12 protein-coding genes are annotated in these 14,314 nt (G+C 70.1%); 8 read left to right on the forward strand and 4 right to left on the reverse strand.

The genetic code is table 11. The features are described 5' to 3' along the window. The first annotated feature begins 2 nt into the window (after positions 1–2). Positions 3–605, forward strand: coding sequence for a cysteine hydrolase family protein (locus tag ACZ6O2_RS12545; RefSeq protein ID WP_350706152.1), 603 nt, complete (start codon positions 3–5; stop codon positions 603–605). Between the two features lie 291 nt (positions 606–896). Here the strand turns inward: ACZ6O2_RS12545 and ACZ6O2_RS12550 are convergent, their stop codons facing one another. After that, positions 897–1,151, reverse strand: a complete 255-nt coding sequence (locus tag ACZ6O2_RS12550) for a hypothetical protein (protein ID WP_350706150.1) — start codon at positions 1,149–1,151, stop codon at positions 897–899. 71 nt (positions 1,152–1,222) lie between these two features. On the opposite strand from ACZ6O2_RS12550, the gene ACZ6O2_RS12555 reads away from it, so the two are divergent. From ACZ6O2_RS12555 to ACZ6O2_RS12575, 5 genes are all read left to right on the forward strand, one after another. After that, positions 1,223–1,960: a TetR/AcrR family transcriptional regulator gene (locus ACZ6O2_RS12555; protein ID WP_350706148.1), complete on the forward strand. Its 738-nt coding sequence runs from the start codon at positions 1,223–1,225 to the stop codon at positions 1,958–1,960. A 75-nt stretch (positions 1,961–2,035) separates the two neighbouring features. Continuing rightward, the gene (locus ACZ6O2_RS12560; protein WP_466022901.1) at positions 2,036–2,206 is read left to right on the forward strand and encodes a hypothetical protein; all 171 of its coding nucleotides are present in this window, start codon (positions 2,036–2,038) and stop codon (positions 2,204–2,206) included. Then, complete coding sequence (locus ACZ6O2_RS12565; protein ID WP_466022902.1) at positions 2,169–2,486, forward strand: hypothetical protein; 318 nt, start codon at positions 2,169–2,171, stop codon at positions 2,484–2,486. Before ACZ6O2_RS12560 ends, ACZ6O2_RS12565 begins: the two co-directional genes overlap by 38 nt. Positions 2,487–2,675: 189 nt before the next feature. Next, the gene (locus ACZ6O2_RS12570; protein ID WP_466022903.1) at positions 2,676–3,230 is read left to right on the forward strand and encodes a DUF3592 domain-containing protein; all 555 of its coding nucleotides are present in this window, start codon (positions 2,676–2,678) and stop codon (positions 3,228–3,230) included. Between the two features lie 968 nt (positions 3,231–4,198). Beyond that, positions 4,199–5,752: a TROVE domain-containing protein gene (locus tag ACZ6O2_RS12575; RefSeq protein WP_466022904.1), complete on the forward strand. Its 1,554-nt coding sequence runs from the start codon at positions 4,199–4,201 to the stop codon at positions 5,750–5,752. A 120-nt stretch (positions 5,753–5,872) separates the two neighbouring features. Here ACZ6O2_RS12575 and ACZ6O2_RS12580 read toward each other — a convergent pair whose 3' ends face one another. Both ACZ6O2_RS12580 and ACZ6O2_RS12585 read right to left on the reverse strand, forming a co-directional pair. Then, positions 5,873–7,237, reverse strand: coding sequence for a lanthionine synthetase C family protein (locus tag ACZ6O2_RS12580; protein ID WP_466022905.1), 1,365 nt, complete (start codon positions 7,235–7,237; stop codon positions 5,873–5,875). Further along, positions 7,234–10,221 carry a lantibiotic dehydratase gene (locus ACZ6O2_RS12585; RefSeq protein ID WP_466022906.1) on the reverse strand — a complete coding sequence of 996 codons (2,988 nt, stop codon included), beginning with the start codon at positions 10,219–10,221 and terminating at the stop codon, positions 7,234–7,236. Before ACZ6O2_RS12585 ends, ACZ6O2_RS12580 begins: the two co-directional genes overlap by 4 nt. A gap of 331 nt (positions 10,222–10,552) precedes the next feature. Between ACZ6O2_RS12585 and ACZ6O2_RS12590 the strand changes: the two genes are divergently transcribed. Further along, the gene (locus ACZ6O2_RS12590) at positions 10,553–10,723 is read left to right on the forward strand and encodes a hypothetical protein (RefSeq protein ID WP_350706137.1); all 171 of its coding nucleotides are present in this window, start codon (positions 10,553–10,555) and stop codon (positions 10,721–10,723) included. A 285-nt stretch (positions 10,724–11,008) separates the two neighbouring features. Beyond that, the gene (locus tag ACZ6O2_RS12595) at positions 11,009–12,910 is read left to right on the forward strand and encodes an ABC transporter ATP-binding protein (protein ID WP_466022907.1); all 1,902 of its coding nucleotides are present in this window, start codon (positions 11,009–11,011) and stop codon (positions 12,908–12,910) included. A gap of 89 nt (positions 12,911–12,999) precedes the next feature. Here ACZ6O2_RS12595 and ACZ6O2_RS12600 read toward each other — a convergent pair whose 3' ends face one another. Then, entirely contained in the window at positions 13,000–14,130 is a 1,131-nt protein-coding gene (locus tag ACZ6O2_RS12600; protein ID WP_466022908.1) for an ArsR/SmtB family transcription factor, read from the reverse strand. Positions 14,131–14,314: the final 184 nt, after the last annotated feature.

Raw genomic sequence — 14,314 nt, forward strand, 5'->3', positions numbered from 1 at the left:
CAATGCGAGACATCGACCCGGCGCGCACCGCGGTGGTCGGCGTCCACTGGCAGCACGAGGTCGTCAGCCCCGACGGGCTGTTCGGTCCCTTCTTCGCCGAGCAGGTCGCCCGACACCGCGTCGCCTCGTACGCCGCCCAGGTCGCCGGGGCGGTACGCGCAAGCGGCGGGCTGGTCGTCTACACGCGGGTCGCCCACCGGCCCGGCTACCCGGACCTCATCCCCAACACGCCCAGCTTCGCCATGATCCCCGAGCGGCAGGCATTCCTGGAGGGCGCGCCGAAGTCCCGCATCATCGACGAGGTCGCGCCGGAGGCGGGCGACGTCGTCATCACCCACGTGCGGCTCACCGGCTTCTTCGGCACCGAACTCGACACGGTGCTGCGGCGCAGGCAGATCGAGACAATCCTGTTCACCGGCGTCGCCACCAACCTGTCCGTGGCGGGAACCGCCTTCGAGGCGGTCAACCACGGATATCGGCCCGTGATCGTCTCCGACGCCTGCACGGCCGCGACCGACGAGGCCCACCGGGCGAGCCTGGAGACGTGGGGCCAGCTCGGCGAGGTGGTCACGACCGCCGAGGTCGTCGAGCGGCTGTCGCGATGAGTCGCCCCTCCATCCGCGCTGGCTGCGTCGCGGTCCGGTCCGGCTGCCGCCACGGACTCCGCTGACGTCGGTCGACGCATGGACAAGTTGGGCACCCGGGTAGCGAGCCAGGGATACGGGGAGTGCCCTCGACTTCCCCGCGCAGTTCCCGCTCCCGACTTCGGCAGGGCCAGCGCATGTCAGCCACCGCGGCTTCAGAGCGGCCGGACCGGGCTGTGGCGGTTTTGCGCAGCCCGGGTGCCCTCATCGAGGTGTCCACCACCGCCTGGGTGGCGCGAGCTTGGCGGGTGCTCAAGGGACTGTGTCGGAGTAGACCTCGACGTCGTAGAGCAACTGCACGTTGCGGCGGCCGTTCGTGATGCCGACGAAGAGCGGGTCACCGGCCGGGATGCGGCCCTGGCGCCACACCTGTTCCCGAGCAGCTTCCCGCGATTCGTGATGGATCTTGCCCTCTTGATGCAGTTGCAGGACGCGACGGGCATTGGTCCGGTCGCTGTCGAGGTGGACTCGCAGCAGAGGCATGGCGAACTCCTTGCCGACCGTCAAGGCCATCCTTTCGTACGTTCAACTAGCTTACCGCTGTTAAGTTGCCTGTCCACCGGACTAGAGTTGGCTCTATGACCACCGCAGAGCCCGGTGCGCCGACGACACCCTCGGCGGGGCGACGGGGCAGCCGCACCCCGCCACCGGTATGGCTGCGGGCGGAACCCTCACGTGCACGGCGCAAACCGCCGCTGACCCTCGAGCGCATTGTGGACACAGCGGTGACCATGCTGGACGAGCACGGCATCGAGGGCCTGACGATGCGCTGCCTCGCCCAACAGCTCAACGTGACGGCGACTGCGTTGTACTGGCACGTGAGGACGAAGGATGACGTCCTGGACCTGGCCGTTGACCGGATCTTCGGCGACGTGCCGATTCCGGACGTGAGCGACGACTGGCTAGAGGACATCCGCGCCCTCGTCCGGGGCTGGCGTGGCGCCATGCTGGGCCATCCCTGGGCACCAAGGCTGGTCGGACGTCCGATGCTCGGGCCCAACGTCCTGGCCCGTACCGAGTTTCTGCAATCGGCGCTGGTGCGCGGCGGCTGTTGCGGACTTCAGCTTGCGGTGGCCACGCGAATGCTGGCCAACTACGTCATCGGCGCCTCGCTCACGGAAGCCACGTGGCACCAGACCGCGGACCCTGACGTGAGAGCCGCAGCCCGCGACCATGTCGGCGCCAACGCCAACGCCTATCCGACCCTCAACGCCTCTGGCCATCTCGACGACACCCAATGGGACGACGACCTGCTGTTCGAGGAGGGCCTCAACGGAATTCTCATGACAGCAGTACGGACAGGAATGCCGGAATGACCGCGCGCACCATTCGGTTTCTTTGATTCCGGCCAGCGCTCGACTTCGACGTGGTGCAGGACGAGACTGACCGACGTGCTCGACGACCTGGACGCGACCGTGCGCATCGAAAGCGTCGACACCGTCGCCACCGCGGTACTGGCCGCCGTCCCACGCGATGCCCGCAAGCCGGCCGCGGTTTCCACCCTCCGCGACCGGCTGGCGCCAGGTGACGGCACTGGCCATTACCCGCGACGGGCAGGCTGACCTGCACCAGCAGCACGAACACCTGCGCGCCGTATACCGAGAGGTGCACAACGACAACCTGCACGATCCGTTCTACAGCGAACCTCGCTACCAGAACCGCCTGGAAACGTATGCCGCACGGAACGGCTTCGCCCTGGCCACCGGGGTGACGAACGGCGAGATGGTGGGTTATGCGCTCGGCTGCACCCTCCCGGCCGGGGCGCGGTGGTGGATCGACATGGTCGACCCGATCGCCCCCGGGCTGATCACCGGCGTTGGTCACCCAGTCGATACCGGCTGATCTGCGCGTCCGTTAGAGATCAAGTCAGGTCGACTCGGCGGAGCCTCAACGGGCGGAAGGAGCACGGCGCATGGAGCCAGTGGTCTCGGGCGCTGGCCGTCGGAGCGGTCACAGCTGATTCTGATCGGGAGCGAGACGCCGAACGGGTCGAGCGCCCACGGGGTTGCGGGCGGCCGGCACGATGACCGGGTGCATGCCGCGACCACACCGCGACGGTCCCCGGCCTGGGTGACCGTCGGATGCGTGCTGCTGCTGGTGGTCGGCGGCGCGCTGCTCTGGCTGCCGTTCCACACCCAGTACGCACTCGACGACTGGAAGACCGACCTGCGGGCGCAGGGCGTGCCGGCGCGGGCACTCGTCCACGACCGCGGGTCCAAGCGTGGCGGCACGTCGACCACCATGCACGTCCGGTACGAGTTGTCCGGCCGGACGTACACGCGGGAGGTCGCCTGCTTCGAGGTGTGCCGGTCCGTCGGCGACGAGATGCGGATCTGGGTCAACCGGGGCGATCCGGGCGACTTCGTCACCGATTTCGACCAACTCAGCGGGCACCGGGGCCGCGTACAGGGAGGGCTGGGCGCCGTCGGGTTCGGGATCCTGGTCGTGGCGGTCCCCCTGACGCTGTCCCGCGTCCCGTTCGGGCGCTGGTTCCCTCGGCGTACGCCGCCGCAGCCCTCGACTCCGCGAGCCCGGGACGGTGCCGCGTTCACAAGCCGCTCGAAGCACAAGCGCGGCGGCCGCTAACTTCCGCCGCTCAGGGGACGAGATAAATGCGGTTGGCCGACGTGTACGGGGTCGTTACCGTGGTCGGGCACCTCCCGGTGCGCAGGCAACGGCTACTTCCGCTTCCCACGGGGAGACGCGGGTTCGAATCCCGCCGCCGCCGAAACGCGGTGTCGACCAGCGGCCCAGGTCACCTTGGCCCGCGAGGGCCGGTCTCCGTTGCCGCATCTGGTCTCGGGAGGCGCGCTCACGCCGCTCACCCGGTGCGATGGAGACGGTTACTTCTGGCAGAGAGCCCGCAATAGGGCTCTGCGGTTCGAGCCCGCACACGCCGTGTCCAACCTTGGTCTCGGGTGAGCGGCGTGAACGTCTGACGGACGCGAAATCCCTTGCCGCTCCCGAGCCGCCGCCTGTACGTTGTTGCCGCACGTCCCGGTGCGAAGGTGACGGATACTTCTTTCCCAAACGAGCCCGTCGCCGTCGTCGGTCTCGGGACGTGCTCACGCCGCGTACCCGGTGCGCAGACGACGGATACTTCTAATCTATGGGTCGGGGGTTCGAGTCCCCTCCAGCCTCAGTGCTGGTAGCTCAGTTGGCAGAGCAATAGGCATTTCCGTCGTCGACCTTCTGGTCTCGGGTACGCGGCGCGACCGTTCCTGCCACCCACCATCGCGGAACGGCAAACTCCGTTGCCCGGCCGCCGGTGCCGCCGCTACGGTCGGTCCGCACTTCCCGGTGCGAAGGTGACGGTTACCTCTGGAGGGGCGAACGCCCCTGCGAAGGGCGCATCCGTCACCGGCTCCGATCTCGGGAGGCGCGACCACAGCACACCCGGTGCGCAGGCGACGGTTACTTCACGGGATCCGCAGGTGGGGGTTCGAGTCCCCCCATGCCTTCGGGCGGGTAGCTCAATCGGACAGAGCGGCGGACAAGTCCGTCGCCGACACTGGTCTCGGGTGTGCGTGTGGCCGCGTCCTCTCGTACGAAACATGGGGGACGTGATGGCCAAGTTCAACCTCAAGCTGCGCAAGAACCGGCACGAAGACGACCATGAGGTCGTCACCGCCGAGGGCGCCCCGGGTTTCGCCCGCGGGCCGCGCACGGAACTGTTCCTGCTCGGCGTGTCGAACATGGTCGGCGAGGACACCTTCTACGAGGGCGCCGCCGACCGGGATGCTCGGTTCCGTGAGCTGGTCGCCACCGTCGCCGTCGCCGACCCCGACTGGTTCGCCCGCTTCGTGCCGTGGCTGCGCACCGGCGCGATGCTGCGTTCGGCGGCTGTCGTGGCCGCCCTCGAGGGTGCCCGCGCGCAGGTGGCGGCCGGCATTCCCGGATCGCGGTCCATCGTGAACTCGGCGTTGCAGCGCGCGGACGAGCCGGGCGAGGCCCTCGCCTACTGGCTGGGTCGCCACGGCCGGGCGCTGCCGAAGCCGGTCAAGCGGGGCATCGCGGACGCGGCCGTGCGGCTGTACCACGAGCGGAGCCTGCTCAAGTACGACTCCGACCGCAACGCGGTCCGGTTCGGTGACGTCGTCGACCTGACCCACCCGACCGCCCGGGACGAGCGGCAGGGTGAGCTGTTCCGGCACGCGCTGGACCGGCGGCACCAGCGGGACAACCCGCTGCCGGCGTCGCTGACCGTGCTGGCGGCGCGGGCCGAGCTCATGGCGTTGCCGGTCGAGCGGCGTCAGGAGATCACCGACCCGGCGGTGCTGGGCGCGGCCGGCATGACGTGGGAGGCCCTCGCCGGCTGGCGGCAGACGGCGATGGACGCCCCGGCCTGGGAGGCGATCATCCCGACGATGGGCTACCTGGCGCTGCTGCGCAACCTGCGCAACTTCGACCAGGCCGGCGTCAGTGACGCCGTCGCCGAGACGGTGGCGGCCAAGCTGTCCGACCCGGGCGAGGTTGCCAGGTCGCGGGTGCTGCCGATGCGTTTCCTGTCGGCCCACAACGCGGCGCCGAGCCTGCGGTGGGGGTACCCGCTGGAGAAGGCGTTGCAGCACGCGCTGGCGAACGTGCCGGCCCTGGACGGTCGGACGCTGGTCCTGATCGACACGTCGGGCTCGATGAACAGCGCCTTCAGCAAGGACGGCACGCTGCGCTGCTGGGACGCGGCCACCGTGTTCGGCCTGGCGCTGGCCGCCCGCGCGCAGGACGCGACGGTCGTGTCCTTCTCCCACGACACCCGGGTGTTCCCGGCCGTCGCGGGCGAGTCGGTGCTGGCGGCGGTGCGCCGGTTCAAGGAGGACGGCTATTTCTACGGCGGCGGAACCGAGACCGAGAAGGCGGTGCGTCGGCACTACGCCGGGCACGACCGGGTGGTCATCCTCACCGACGAGCAGGCGCACTGGCACCGTTCGGTGGACGTGACGGCGGCGGTGCCCGGGCAGGTGCCGGTGTACACCTGGAACCTGGCCGGATACCGGGTCGGGCACGCCCCGACGGCCGGGAACCGGCACACGTTCGGCGGCCTGTCCGACGCGGCGTTCGCGATGATCCCGCTCATCGAGGCGGGATCCCGCGAGCAGTGGCCCTTCTGATCGCGCCACGACGTCGGCCTCCCACCCGGAGGCCGACGTCGCCGCCGGTCTCGCCGTTGCCGCGCAGCACTCCCGGGGAGCGATCCCACGCGACCAGATGTCCGTGTCGTACACGGGCCGCTAATTGAACATCAGCGCGGCGTCCCACATGGTCACCGAGGGCCGGCCCGTCGCGAACCCGTGCAGCGCGAGGGCGATCCCCGCTGCACCCAGGAGGAATCCCGGCCGGTCGGCCGCCACCGGGGGCATGCTGTTCTCCACGTAGCAGAACGCGCTGTCCGGATCGAAGCCACTGAGCACGCGCCTGGCCATGCGCTCGGCGGCCGCGGCCAGCTCGGCGTCTGCGGTGTCGGCGGCCATGCACTGCACGGTGTGCAGGATCCCGGCCCATCCGTGGCACAGCGCGAAGTCGGTCACCAGTTCGGGGCGCGCCTCGGCGGCGCGGACCGCCGCGTTCGCGGCGGCGACGGCCTCCTGGACCCAGTCCGGTCGCCCGAAGGCCTCGCCCGCCACCTGCATCGCCCGCGCGACGCCGAACGAGCCGTAGCACCATGCGTCGCGCATGCGCCCCTCGGAGTAGGGCACGATCGCGCCGTCCTGGACGGTTATCCCGGCCGGCCAGTACGGGCCGAACTCGTCCAGCATGCGGTACTCGAGAAACAGGCGCGCGATGCCCTCCGCCGCTTCGGTCGTGCCGGGCACGGTGACGCCGTCGCGCTGCGCGAAGGACAGCAGCGCCAGCGGGCCGGCGATGCCGTGCGCGATACCCAGGTTGACGATGCCGGGTTCGTCCGGCCACTTCCCGATCCGGTCCAGCGAGTACCAGGGCGAGATCCGCGTTCCGCCGACCGTGATGTCAGGTGCCGTCGTCACTTCGGTGAAGAGGCCGAGAATGGCGTCGAGCCCGGCACGCGAACTCCCGTGCTGGAGGTGCCGCATGAGGTGCAGCCGGCCGAGCCCGGTGAGCCCGGAGATGACGTCGTAGTCCGGGCTGGCGCTGACCCCGCCCCGCTCCTCGATCATGGCCCGGATGCGGTCGATGCCGTTGCCGGCATCGGGCGCGATGAGGTCGTCGAGCTGCCTGCCGAGGTTGCTGAAGTCACCCGTACGCGCACCGGCGCAGGTGGCGACGAACGCGATCGACACGGCGTCCATGTACAGTCCCAGCCCGCTCGCCGGGACTCCCTGCGGGTTGTGCAGCGCGTGGGAGAGGTAGTCGTGCACGACCTTCCGGTAGCGGTCGTCCGGTTCGTCGCCGGCCTGCGCCAGCTCGGCGTAGAGCGTTGCGACGCCGACGTAACTGTCGGCCAGGCCCAGCGGAATCCAGGGTTGGTTGTACGGTTGCCCGGTCGGCTTGGCGGCCTCTTCCGAGGCGAGGCTGAGTGCGGCCACGCGCTCCGGATCGTCGAGCCGGGCGGCGATCTCGGCGACGGCGGCCGCGGCCTCCTGCCGGAGCGCCTGGTTGCCGGTGATGGTCGTGGTCATCCCAGGTGCCGGTCCTTGTCTAGTTGGGCCTGCGCGAACCCGCGCAGCACGGCGTAGGTGGAGGCTTCGACGTCCCTGTCCGTCCCCGTGTGCCGGTTGTGGGACAGGTGCAGCAGCGAGCTGAACTCCGTCCGGTGCGGGGCCAGCCGCCCGTCGGCGACCATGTCCCGGATCAGCCGCCCGTACGCGGCCACCCGGGGAGCGCGCCGCCGCCACGCGTCGCGCAGCCGCTCGCCACCGGGGACCTCGCGGAGGGCTGCCCAGTCGTCGGCCGGGTCGAGCAGTTCCAGCGCGCGGCGGCGGTGCGCCTGGAATGCCTTGTGGTGCCGGTCGTCCTTCGGATACGCCTCGACCAGCCACGTGTTCCAGTCGTCCGGTGCGAGGGTGCGTATCAGGTCGAGGTGGTTGGCAGCGGCGAGCAGGTTCCGTGGTACGTCCAGTTGCCCGTCGGCCAGCATGGCGGTGAGCTCGAGCGCCAGCTCGGAGTCGGCCGCGAACGCGTGCTCGGCGGCCACGATCGCGGCCGGGCCGCCGTACCTGCCGATCTCCGGGCGGTAGGTGCTGAGGAGCATCTCCTCGGCCAGGTGTGCCACGCGCAGCTCGGACAGCCACGCATGTGCCGCCGGGAGCAGCCTTCCGTTGAGGTCGCCGGGGTCGCCGTGGAACCGGATCCGCAGCGACAGCTTGCCGTCCTCCGCGTACCGCAGGAAGAACCACCGGTCGCAGAACTCGCGGGCCCGGTCGACGAGCTCGGGCAGGTGCGCGGCGAGGATCTGGTCCTGCACCGCGGCCGGGCAGAGGACGCTGAGGTAGAGCCATTCACCGCCGGGCGGGTATGCGGCGGAGGCCGCGGGCACCCGGTCGCGGTGCTTCCTCTGCCGCTCGCCCTCGGGCTGCCTTCCCTGTTGCTTTCCCCGTACGGCGAAGACGATCTCGTTGGCGTGCCCGGCAGACCACCCCCTGCCGTACTCGCCTCCCGCGGGTTCCTCGTAGATGGCCGTGCCCGGCTTGCGGTCGAGTTCGGCGCGCACCATGCGCAGGGCGGCCTCGCGGCGGACATCCACGCGGAGGCGGTGGTCGGCGAAGGTCAGGTAGATGACGTCGGGGACCCGCCAGCGCTCCTTCCACTCCTGCCACCGCACGCGCCACCGCTCCCAGCTCAGGTCGCTGCCGGTGAGCGAGGCGTCCGGGATCCAGCGCGCGCTGGACAGCACCACCCGGCCGTGCCGGATGCGCGGCAGGTACGGCAGCGCGTTGGCCGCCGCGCCCCAGTACCAGGGCATGATGGGCGGCGCCCACTGCGCACCGATGTCGAGCAGCAGCCTGGCCGCCGGCGGCAGCATCGCGGGGTTCAGCGCGTGTGGTGCGAACGGCACGAGTTCGGTGCCGGTGCGCGTGCAGTGCACCTCCATGCGGTCGTGGTGTGCCGCGATGGCCAGGTCGTCGAGCGTGCTCACCGTGGTATCGGCGCCCGGGAAGCCGAGCCCACCGCCGATGGAGATCGCCCTGCCGGCGAGCAGCGGGGTGCGCAGCACGTTGAACTGCCGCGAGGCGCCCGGGGGCACGCACACCTGGGCCGGCACCGCCGCCTCGCCGTCCGGCGCCGCGGTGTGGAGGTCGTGGAGCCGGTGCGCGACGGGGCCGGCCAGCTCGCCGACGGCGTGGAGGAACCGGCCGAACATGGCGCCGGGCCGGCTGCCGGCGTTCGTCAGCACCAGGCGGTAGTCCCCGGTGCGCAGGGCTTCGTCGTCGTCCGCGAGTAGCTCGGCCAGCACCTCGGCGCTCTCGGAAGGCCCCGGCTCCCCGTCGCGATGGGCCAGCCGTGCCACCAGCGCCTCGTCCAGCAGCACCTCACGCTGTCCCGTGAACGCCGCCTCCTGCGCCAGGGCGACGAGCGCGCGGTCGCGTCGCTTCGACCCATCCGCGTCGTGGTGGTGGCCCTCGTAGTGGTCCGGCAGCCCCAGGCCGGTGATCGGGTCGAGCAGTTCACGGAGCGGCACCAGCCGGCCCGCGCCGTAGCGCTCGACGGCGGCCATCCGGTACGGCGCCATCGCCGACGCCGCGTCGGTCGTACCGCCCTGCAGCCGCCACGCGATCGAGACCGCCGCCGCCACGTCGGCGCCGAGCCCTCTCGGGAGCGTGATGTCTGCATCCACGCGCAGATCGACCTGCAGGAGGTTCTCCGCATTGTGCAGGGAACTCGCGCGCGAGGTCGTGTCCCGCCACGAGTCCCGGCCGCCCCCGATGCCGGTGCCGCCGTACTCGCGGATCCGCTCGTCGAGCTCGGTCAGCTCGCCTCGGACGGGGTGGTCGTGCGGCAGCCGGTCCACGATGTGGCGCAACGAATCCACTGCGGTCACGGACGGCAGCAGGTCGGTCAGCAGGAACTCGCTCTCCACCAGCCCCGCGATCGCCCGGGCGACGACCGCGGGCTCGACGTCCGGGAACTCCGACCGCAGTACGGCGAGCAGGTCCGGATACCGGATCGGGGTGCGCGCCGATGCCAGGGCGAGGGCGGTGGCCCGGGTTCGCCGGACCGTGCGTTCCAGGTCGCGGTTCTTCGCCTGCGCGTCGTCGACCGGCAGGTAGGCGAGGACGAAGCGGCCGTCCCGTACGTCGCAGAGGTCGTTGGCGATCAGTGAGAGGGTGGGCAGCACCGCGGGATCGGTGCGCAGCGTACGCACCAGCCCGGCGAGCCAGCCGTAGTCGGCGTACGCGACCTTGGCGTGCTCGGTGCCGATCCGGATCTTGGGTTCGTCGCCGAGCGCGACCGGGCAGACGCCCGCGAGCAAGCCGAACGGGGTGGTGCGGTGCGTCGCCCGGGAGAGGTAGCTCATCGTCGCGAGACAGGCCCGCCGCAGCTTCGCGGGCTTGAGCCGGCGCGCCTCGGTGACGTCCTGCAACGTTCTCGCCAGCGACGGGCTGGAGACCGTGATCGCCTCGGCGAGCACCGGATCGGCCGCTACCGCACGGAGAAATGTCACAACCCCGTCCTGGTCGCCGGGGTCATCCGGGGGCATAGGCATCGGATAATGCGTCGGTAAACCGGCCAGCCTGCCGATCGACACCTCCGCGGTCACCATGTCCTCGCCGGTTCCGTGTACACCAGTCGCCGTCACCGCATAGCCTTTCGTCGCTCACCCGCCAACAACTGGCTACACGACGCGAACCCCGCTGGTCAACACTTCTCCGACTATTCGGCGGCAGCCGAATTATGGCGCAATCGCCTCGCACACGACTACCTTGCGTCCTCGGAGGGAAAGCATGCCGGCGCCTCCTTCAATTGACCGAACGCGACGAGAAAGGCAGTGGCAAATGGGCGAGTTCGACCTCGATCTGCGTACGACCAGCGTCCAGGCGACGGGCACGGAAGCAGGCCCCGACTCCATCACGTTCTGGACGTGTTTTGCGACCTGCATGAACACCTGCGCCTACACCTGCGGCACGGTCACCATCGCGTACGAGTGCCCCCGCTGCGCGGGCTAGTTGATCCACCTTCCCTCGTCCGGCTGAGGACATCGGGCCGGGCTGGGCAGCGGTACACAATTCACTGAACACGTGGACCGCGGTTCTGTTTCGCCATGTGGAACCCACGGCCGGCCACCCTGCCGGCTCACTGCCATTCAACCTGATCGCAGGTTCTTGCCAGATTTGTTCCACCAATTCCTGAGACGTGGTGGTGATGGTGTGGTTGCGTCAGGAAGGCCGGCCGTGGCAAAAAACGCAGTGACTGAGGAAGCCGCGACAACAGACGGCGCGGCAAAAGACGAGGTGACGAAAGACGCGCTGTTCGGCAAAGGTATCCGGCTGGCCCCGGAGAACTGGCGCCAGGCACGCTCCGCGAACAAGGCGGCGATGGTTCGTCGTCTCCCGCACATCGTGGCGTTGGTGCTGCGGTGGAGCTGGTCAGTGGACCGGGTCGCGCTGGTTCTCGTGGTGGGCTGCCAGCTCCTGTCGGGCGTCGTTATGGCCGTCAACCTGCTTGCCTTGCGCGACCTGTTCACCGGGCTCATCGCCGGCGGCCGGGGGCTGCCCGCGCTCCTGCCACCCCTCCTGGTCGTCGTCGCCGCGTCCGTGTGCGGTGGCACCTGCAAGTCGGTCAGCCTGCGGTTCTCCGGGCGCCTGGCCCCCCGGGTGGCGCACGCGGCCCAGAGCGAACTGCTCGGCAAGGCCTCGTACGCACGGCTCAGCGCGATCGAGGACCCGGAGGTCAACGACCTCGTCGCGGCGGGGCGGCGCGGTGTCGACGCCCTCAAGCGGGTGATCGACAGCAGTGTGCAGATGTGCAGCGGGCTGATCTCCGTGGTGACCGTGGGCTCGGTCCTGGTGGTGCTCGACCCGCGGCTGCTGCCCCTGCTCTTCCTCCCCCTGGTGCCACGGGCGTGGGCGTCGATCCACATCGCCGGCCGGTGGCACGCCTCGATGCGCCGCCGGCAACCCCTGTTGCGGCAGCTGGACATGCTGGCGCGGCTGCTCACCACCCGGGAGGCCGCGGAGGAGCTGCGCGCGCACCGGGTGCAGCGCTTCCTGCTCGGCCACCACGACCGGCTCTCGCTCGAGTCCGTGGCCGAGGAGATCTCGCTGGCGAACCGCGAGGCACGGGTCCAGATGATCACGAGCGCCGCGGCCGGTGGCGCGATGATGCTGACCTACGGCCTCCTGATCTTCGCCGCCGTCGAGGGGCAGATCCCCCTCGCCTTCGCCGCGACGGCCGCGCTCGCCATCCGGTCGGCGACGATGAGCGTCGGCTCGCTCCTCATCCAGGGGCAGCAGCTGTTCGAGGACACGCTCTACGTCTCCGACTGGGAGGAGGCGTGCCAGCGCGCCGAGGAGCTGTCCGACAGTGGCGGCGGGCAGCCGGTCGCCACCGCACCCGCCACCATCGCCACGAAGGGCCTGACCTTCCGGTACCCCAGCTCCCCCGCACCCGTGTTGCGGAACGTCGACTTCACGATCCGGCGCGGTGAGGTCGTGGCCCTGGTCGGGGCCAACGGCTCCGGGAAGTCGACCCTTGTCAAGCTGCTCAGCGGGCTCTATCTGCCCACCGGCGGCACCGTCGAGTGGGACGGGGTGCCCACGGGTGAGCTGGACCGGGCCACGCTCTCCGAACACGTGGCGCTGGTCGCGCAGAAGCCCGTCGAGTGGCCGTTCACCGCCTCCGTCAACGTGGCCATCGGCCGCTCGCAAGCGGTCACCGACACGGATCGCCTGTGGTCCGCGGCCGAGGCGACCGGGGCGGATCAGGTGATCGAAAATCTCCGGGACGGCTGGGACGCGCTGCTCGCACAGCAATTCTGGGGCGGCACCAACCTGTCCGGCGGCCAGTGGCAGCGCATCGGCCTGGCACGGGCCTGGTACCGGGGCGCGCCGCTGCTGATCCTCGACGAGCCGACGTCCGCACTGGACCCGCAGACGGAGATCGACATCTTCGACCGGACCATGGAGCTGGCCAAGCAGGGGCACATGGTCGTCCTGGTGACGCACCGGCTCGCCTCGCTCTCGCGAGTGGATCGGGTCTACGTCTTCGAGCAGGGCGAGATCGTCGAACACGGACACCACGACCAGCTGATGCGAGCGAACGAGCGGTACGCGGACATGTATCGCATGCAGGCGGCACAGTTCGCCCGCCGTCCCGACCGGGACCGTTCCTTCGCCGGCACCAGCCGCGGCTAGCGGAGCTCCCGACCGACTGCTGACGAGGCCCGGCCCCAGACGCGTGATGTCGTGCACGACGTCCGGGGTCGGGCCCCGCCGACCACGCGCTACCGCGGCACGCTACGACGTGGCAGGTTGTTGGGCAGACTGGCCCAGTCCATCGACTCGTCCATCAGCCGGACCAGCGCCGCGCCCACGGAGTTGACTTCATAGAGCACATGGCGGCCCACTCGACGCCGGCTCACCAGTCCCGCTTCCGCCAAGGTGGCCAGGTGCTCGGACACCGTGCTGGGAGCGAGGCTGAGTTCGTCCGCGAGCCCCGCCGTCGTGTTCGGAGAATCCACCGCTTTCAGCACCATCGACCGGCCTCGCCCGATGAGTACGCCGAGCTTGCTCGTCGTACCGGCCTCGGCGGGGCGGGCCGCGGTGCCGCCGGTGTCGCCGACCGCCTCGGCGAGGGTCGCCACTCCCCCGGCCCGGTAGACGATCACGACGTTGCCCGCGTCGTCCGTCAACGTAGCGGGATCGTCCGTGTAGAAGATCAGCGGCATGACGTACGTGTGGCCACGACGGTCAGATCCGGTGTCACCGCGACGACGAAACTGAGCTCCGCGGCGCGCCGACACCTGGGACAGCAGCACAGCGGGTCCCTCGGTCGCCAGCGTCTTCGCCCGGTGCAGCAGCTCGTCGTCGAGCAGGACGCCCATCCGGTTCCAGAGCGGCGCCAGCGCCAGCTCCCAGTACGCGGCGAAACCGTCGGCCAGCCAGTTCACCGCTTCGGTGGGATCGTCACCCGTCCCCGGCAGCGCTTCTCGCGGGACGTGTTTCGCCGCCCATTCGGCGAGCACCGCGTCGGCGCCGGACCTCAAGGCGGCCAGTTCCTTGCGCAACCCGAGCCCGGTGGGGACCGCCAACGGCCGCACGAATTCCGGCCAGGGAGCCGGTTGCTGTTCCTGCCACCACCGCACGGATGTGAGCTTCGGACTGTGCTGGAGATGCCGGTAGGCCCATTCCGACCAGCGCGTGTAGGGCCAGGGAGCCCGGTCGCCGTAGCGTCGAAGAATCGACAGGCTGGAAAGCGTATCCCACAGTTGGCTGGTGGTTATCCGCACTTCCGCACTGTCGACCCGAAATGACTCATCGGACATGTGCGGTGCCCGGCAAAGGCGCGGCACATGCATTTCGGTGAAGGGTGTCGCATTTGCCCGCTGACGGACCGCGATGCCGACAAATCGCATGGGACGAGGTCAGGGGAACGCCGCGGATGAAATCCCGACCGCCGGCCGAATGGGCCACCGTTCCCAGTGTTCGCCGGGAGCCAGTCATGACTCTGCTGCCTGCCACAGGAAACCCCCGTATCGCGTGGCGTTAGCTCAACTTTCCCACAAAGCCCAGACATCGGCGGCAGTCGCAGGCTGCGTC

The organism is Micromonospora sp. NPDC048040, from assembly GCF_055587185.1.

Excerpts from the sequence above, each read along its gene's own strand:
- ACZ6O2_RS12545 (WP_350706152.1), top strand. The coding sequence starts at position 3 with ATGCGAGACATCGACCCGGCGCGCACCGCGGTGGTCGGCGTCCACTGG.
- ACZ6O2_RS12555 (WP_350706148.1), top strand. The coding sequence starts at position 1,223 with ATGACCACCGCAGAGCCCGGTGCGCCGACGACACCCTCGGCGGGGCGA.
- ACZ6O2_RS12575 (WP_466022904.1), top strand. The coding sequence starts at position 4,199 with ATGGGGGACGTGATGGCCAAGTTCAACCTCAAGCTGCGCAAGAACCGG.
- ACZ6O2_RS12580 (WP_466022905.1), bottom strand. The coding sequence starts at position 7,237 with ATGACCACGACCATCACCGGCAACCAGGCGCTCCGGCAGGAGGCCGCG.
- ACZ6O2_RS12590 (WP_350706137.1), top strand. The coding sequence starts at position 10,553 with ATGGGCGAGTTCGACCTCGATCTGCGTACGACCAGCGTCCAGGCGACG.
- ACZ6O2_RS12600 (WP_466022908.1), bottom strand. The coding sequence starts at position 14,130 with ATGCGATTTGTCGGCATCGCGGTCCGTCAGCGGGCAAATGCGACACCC.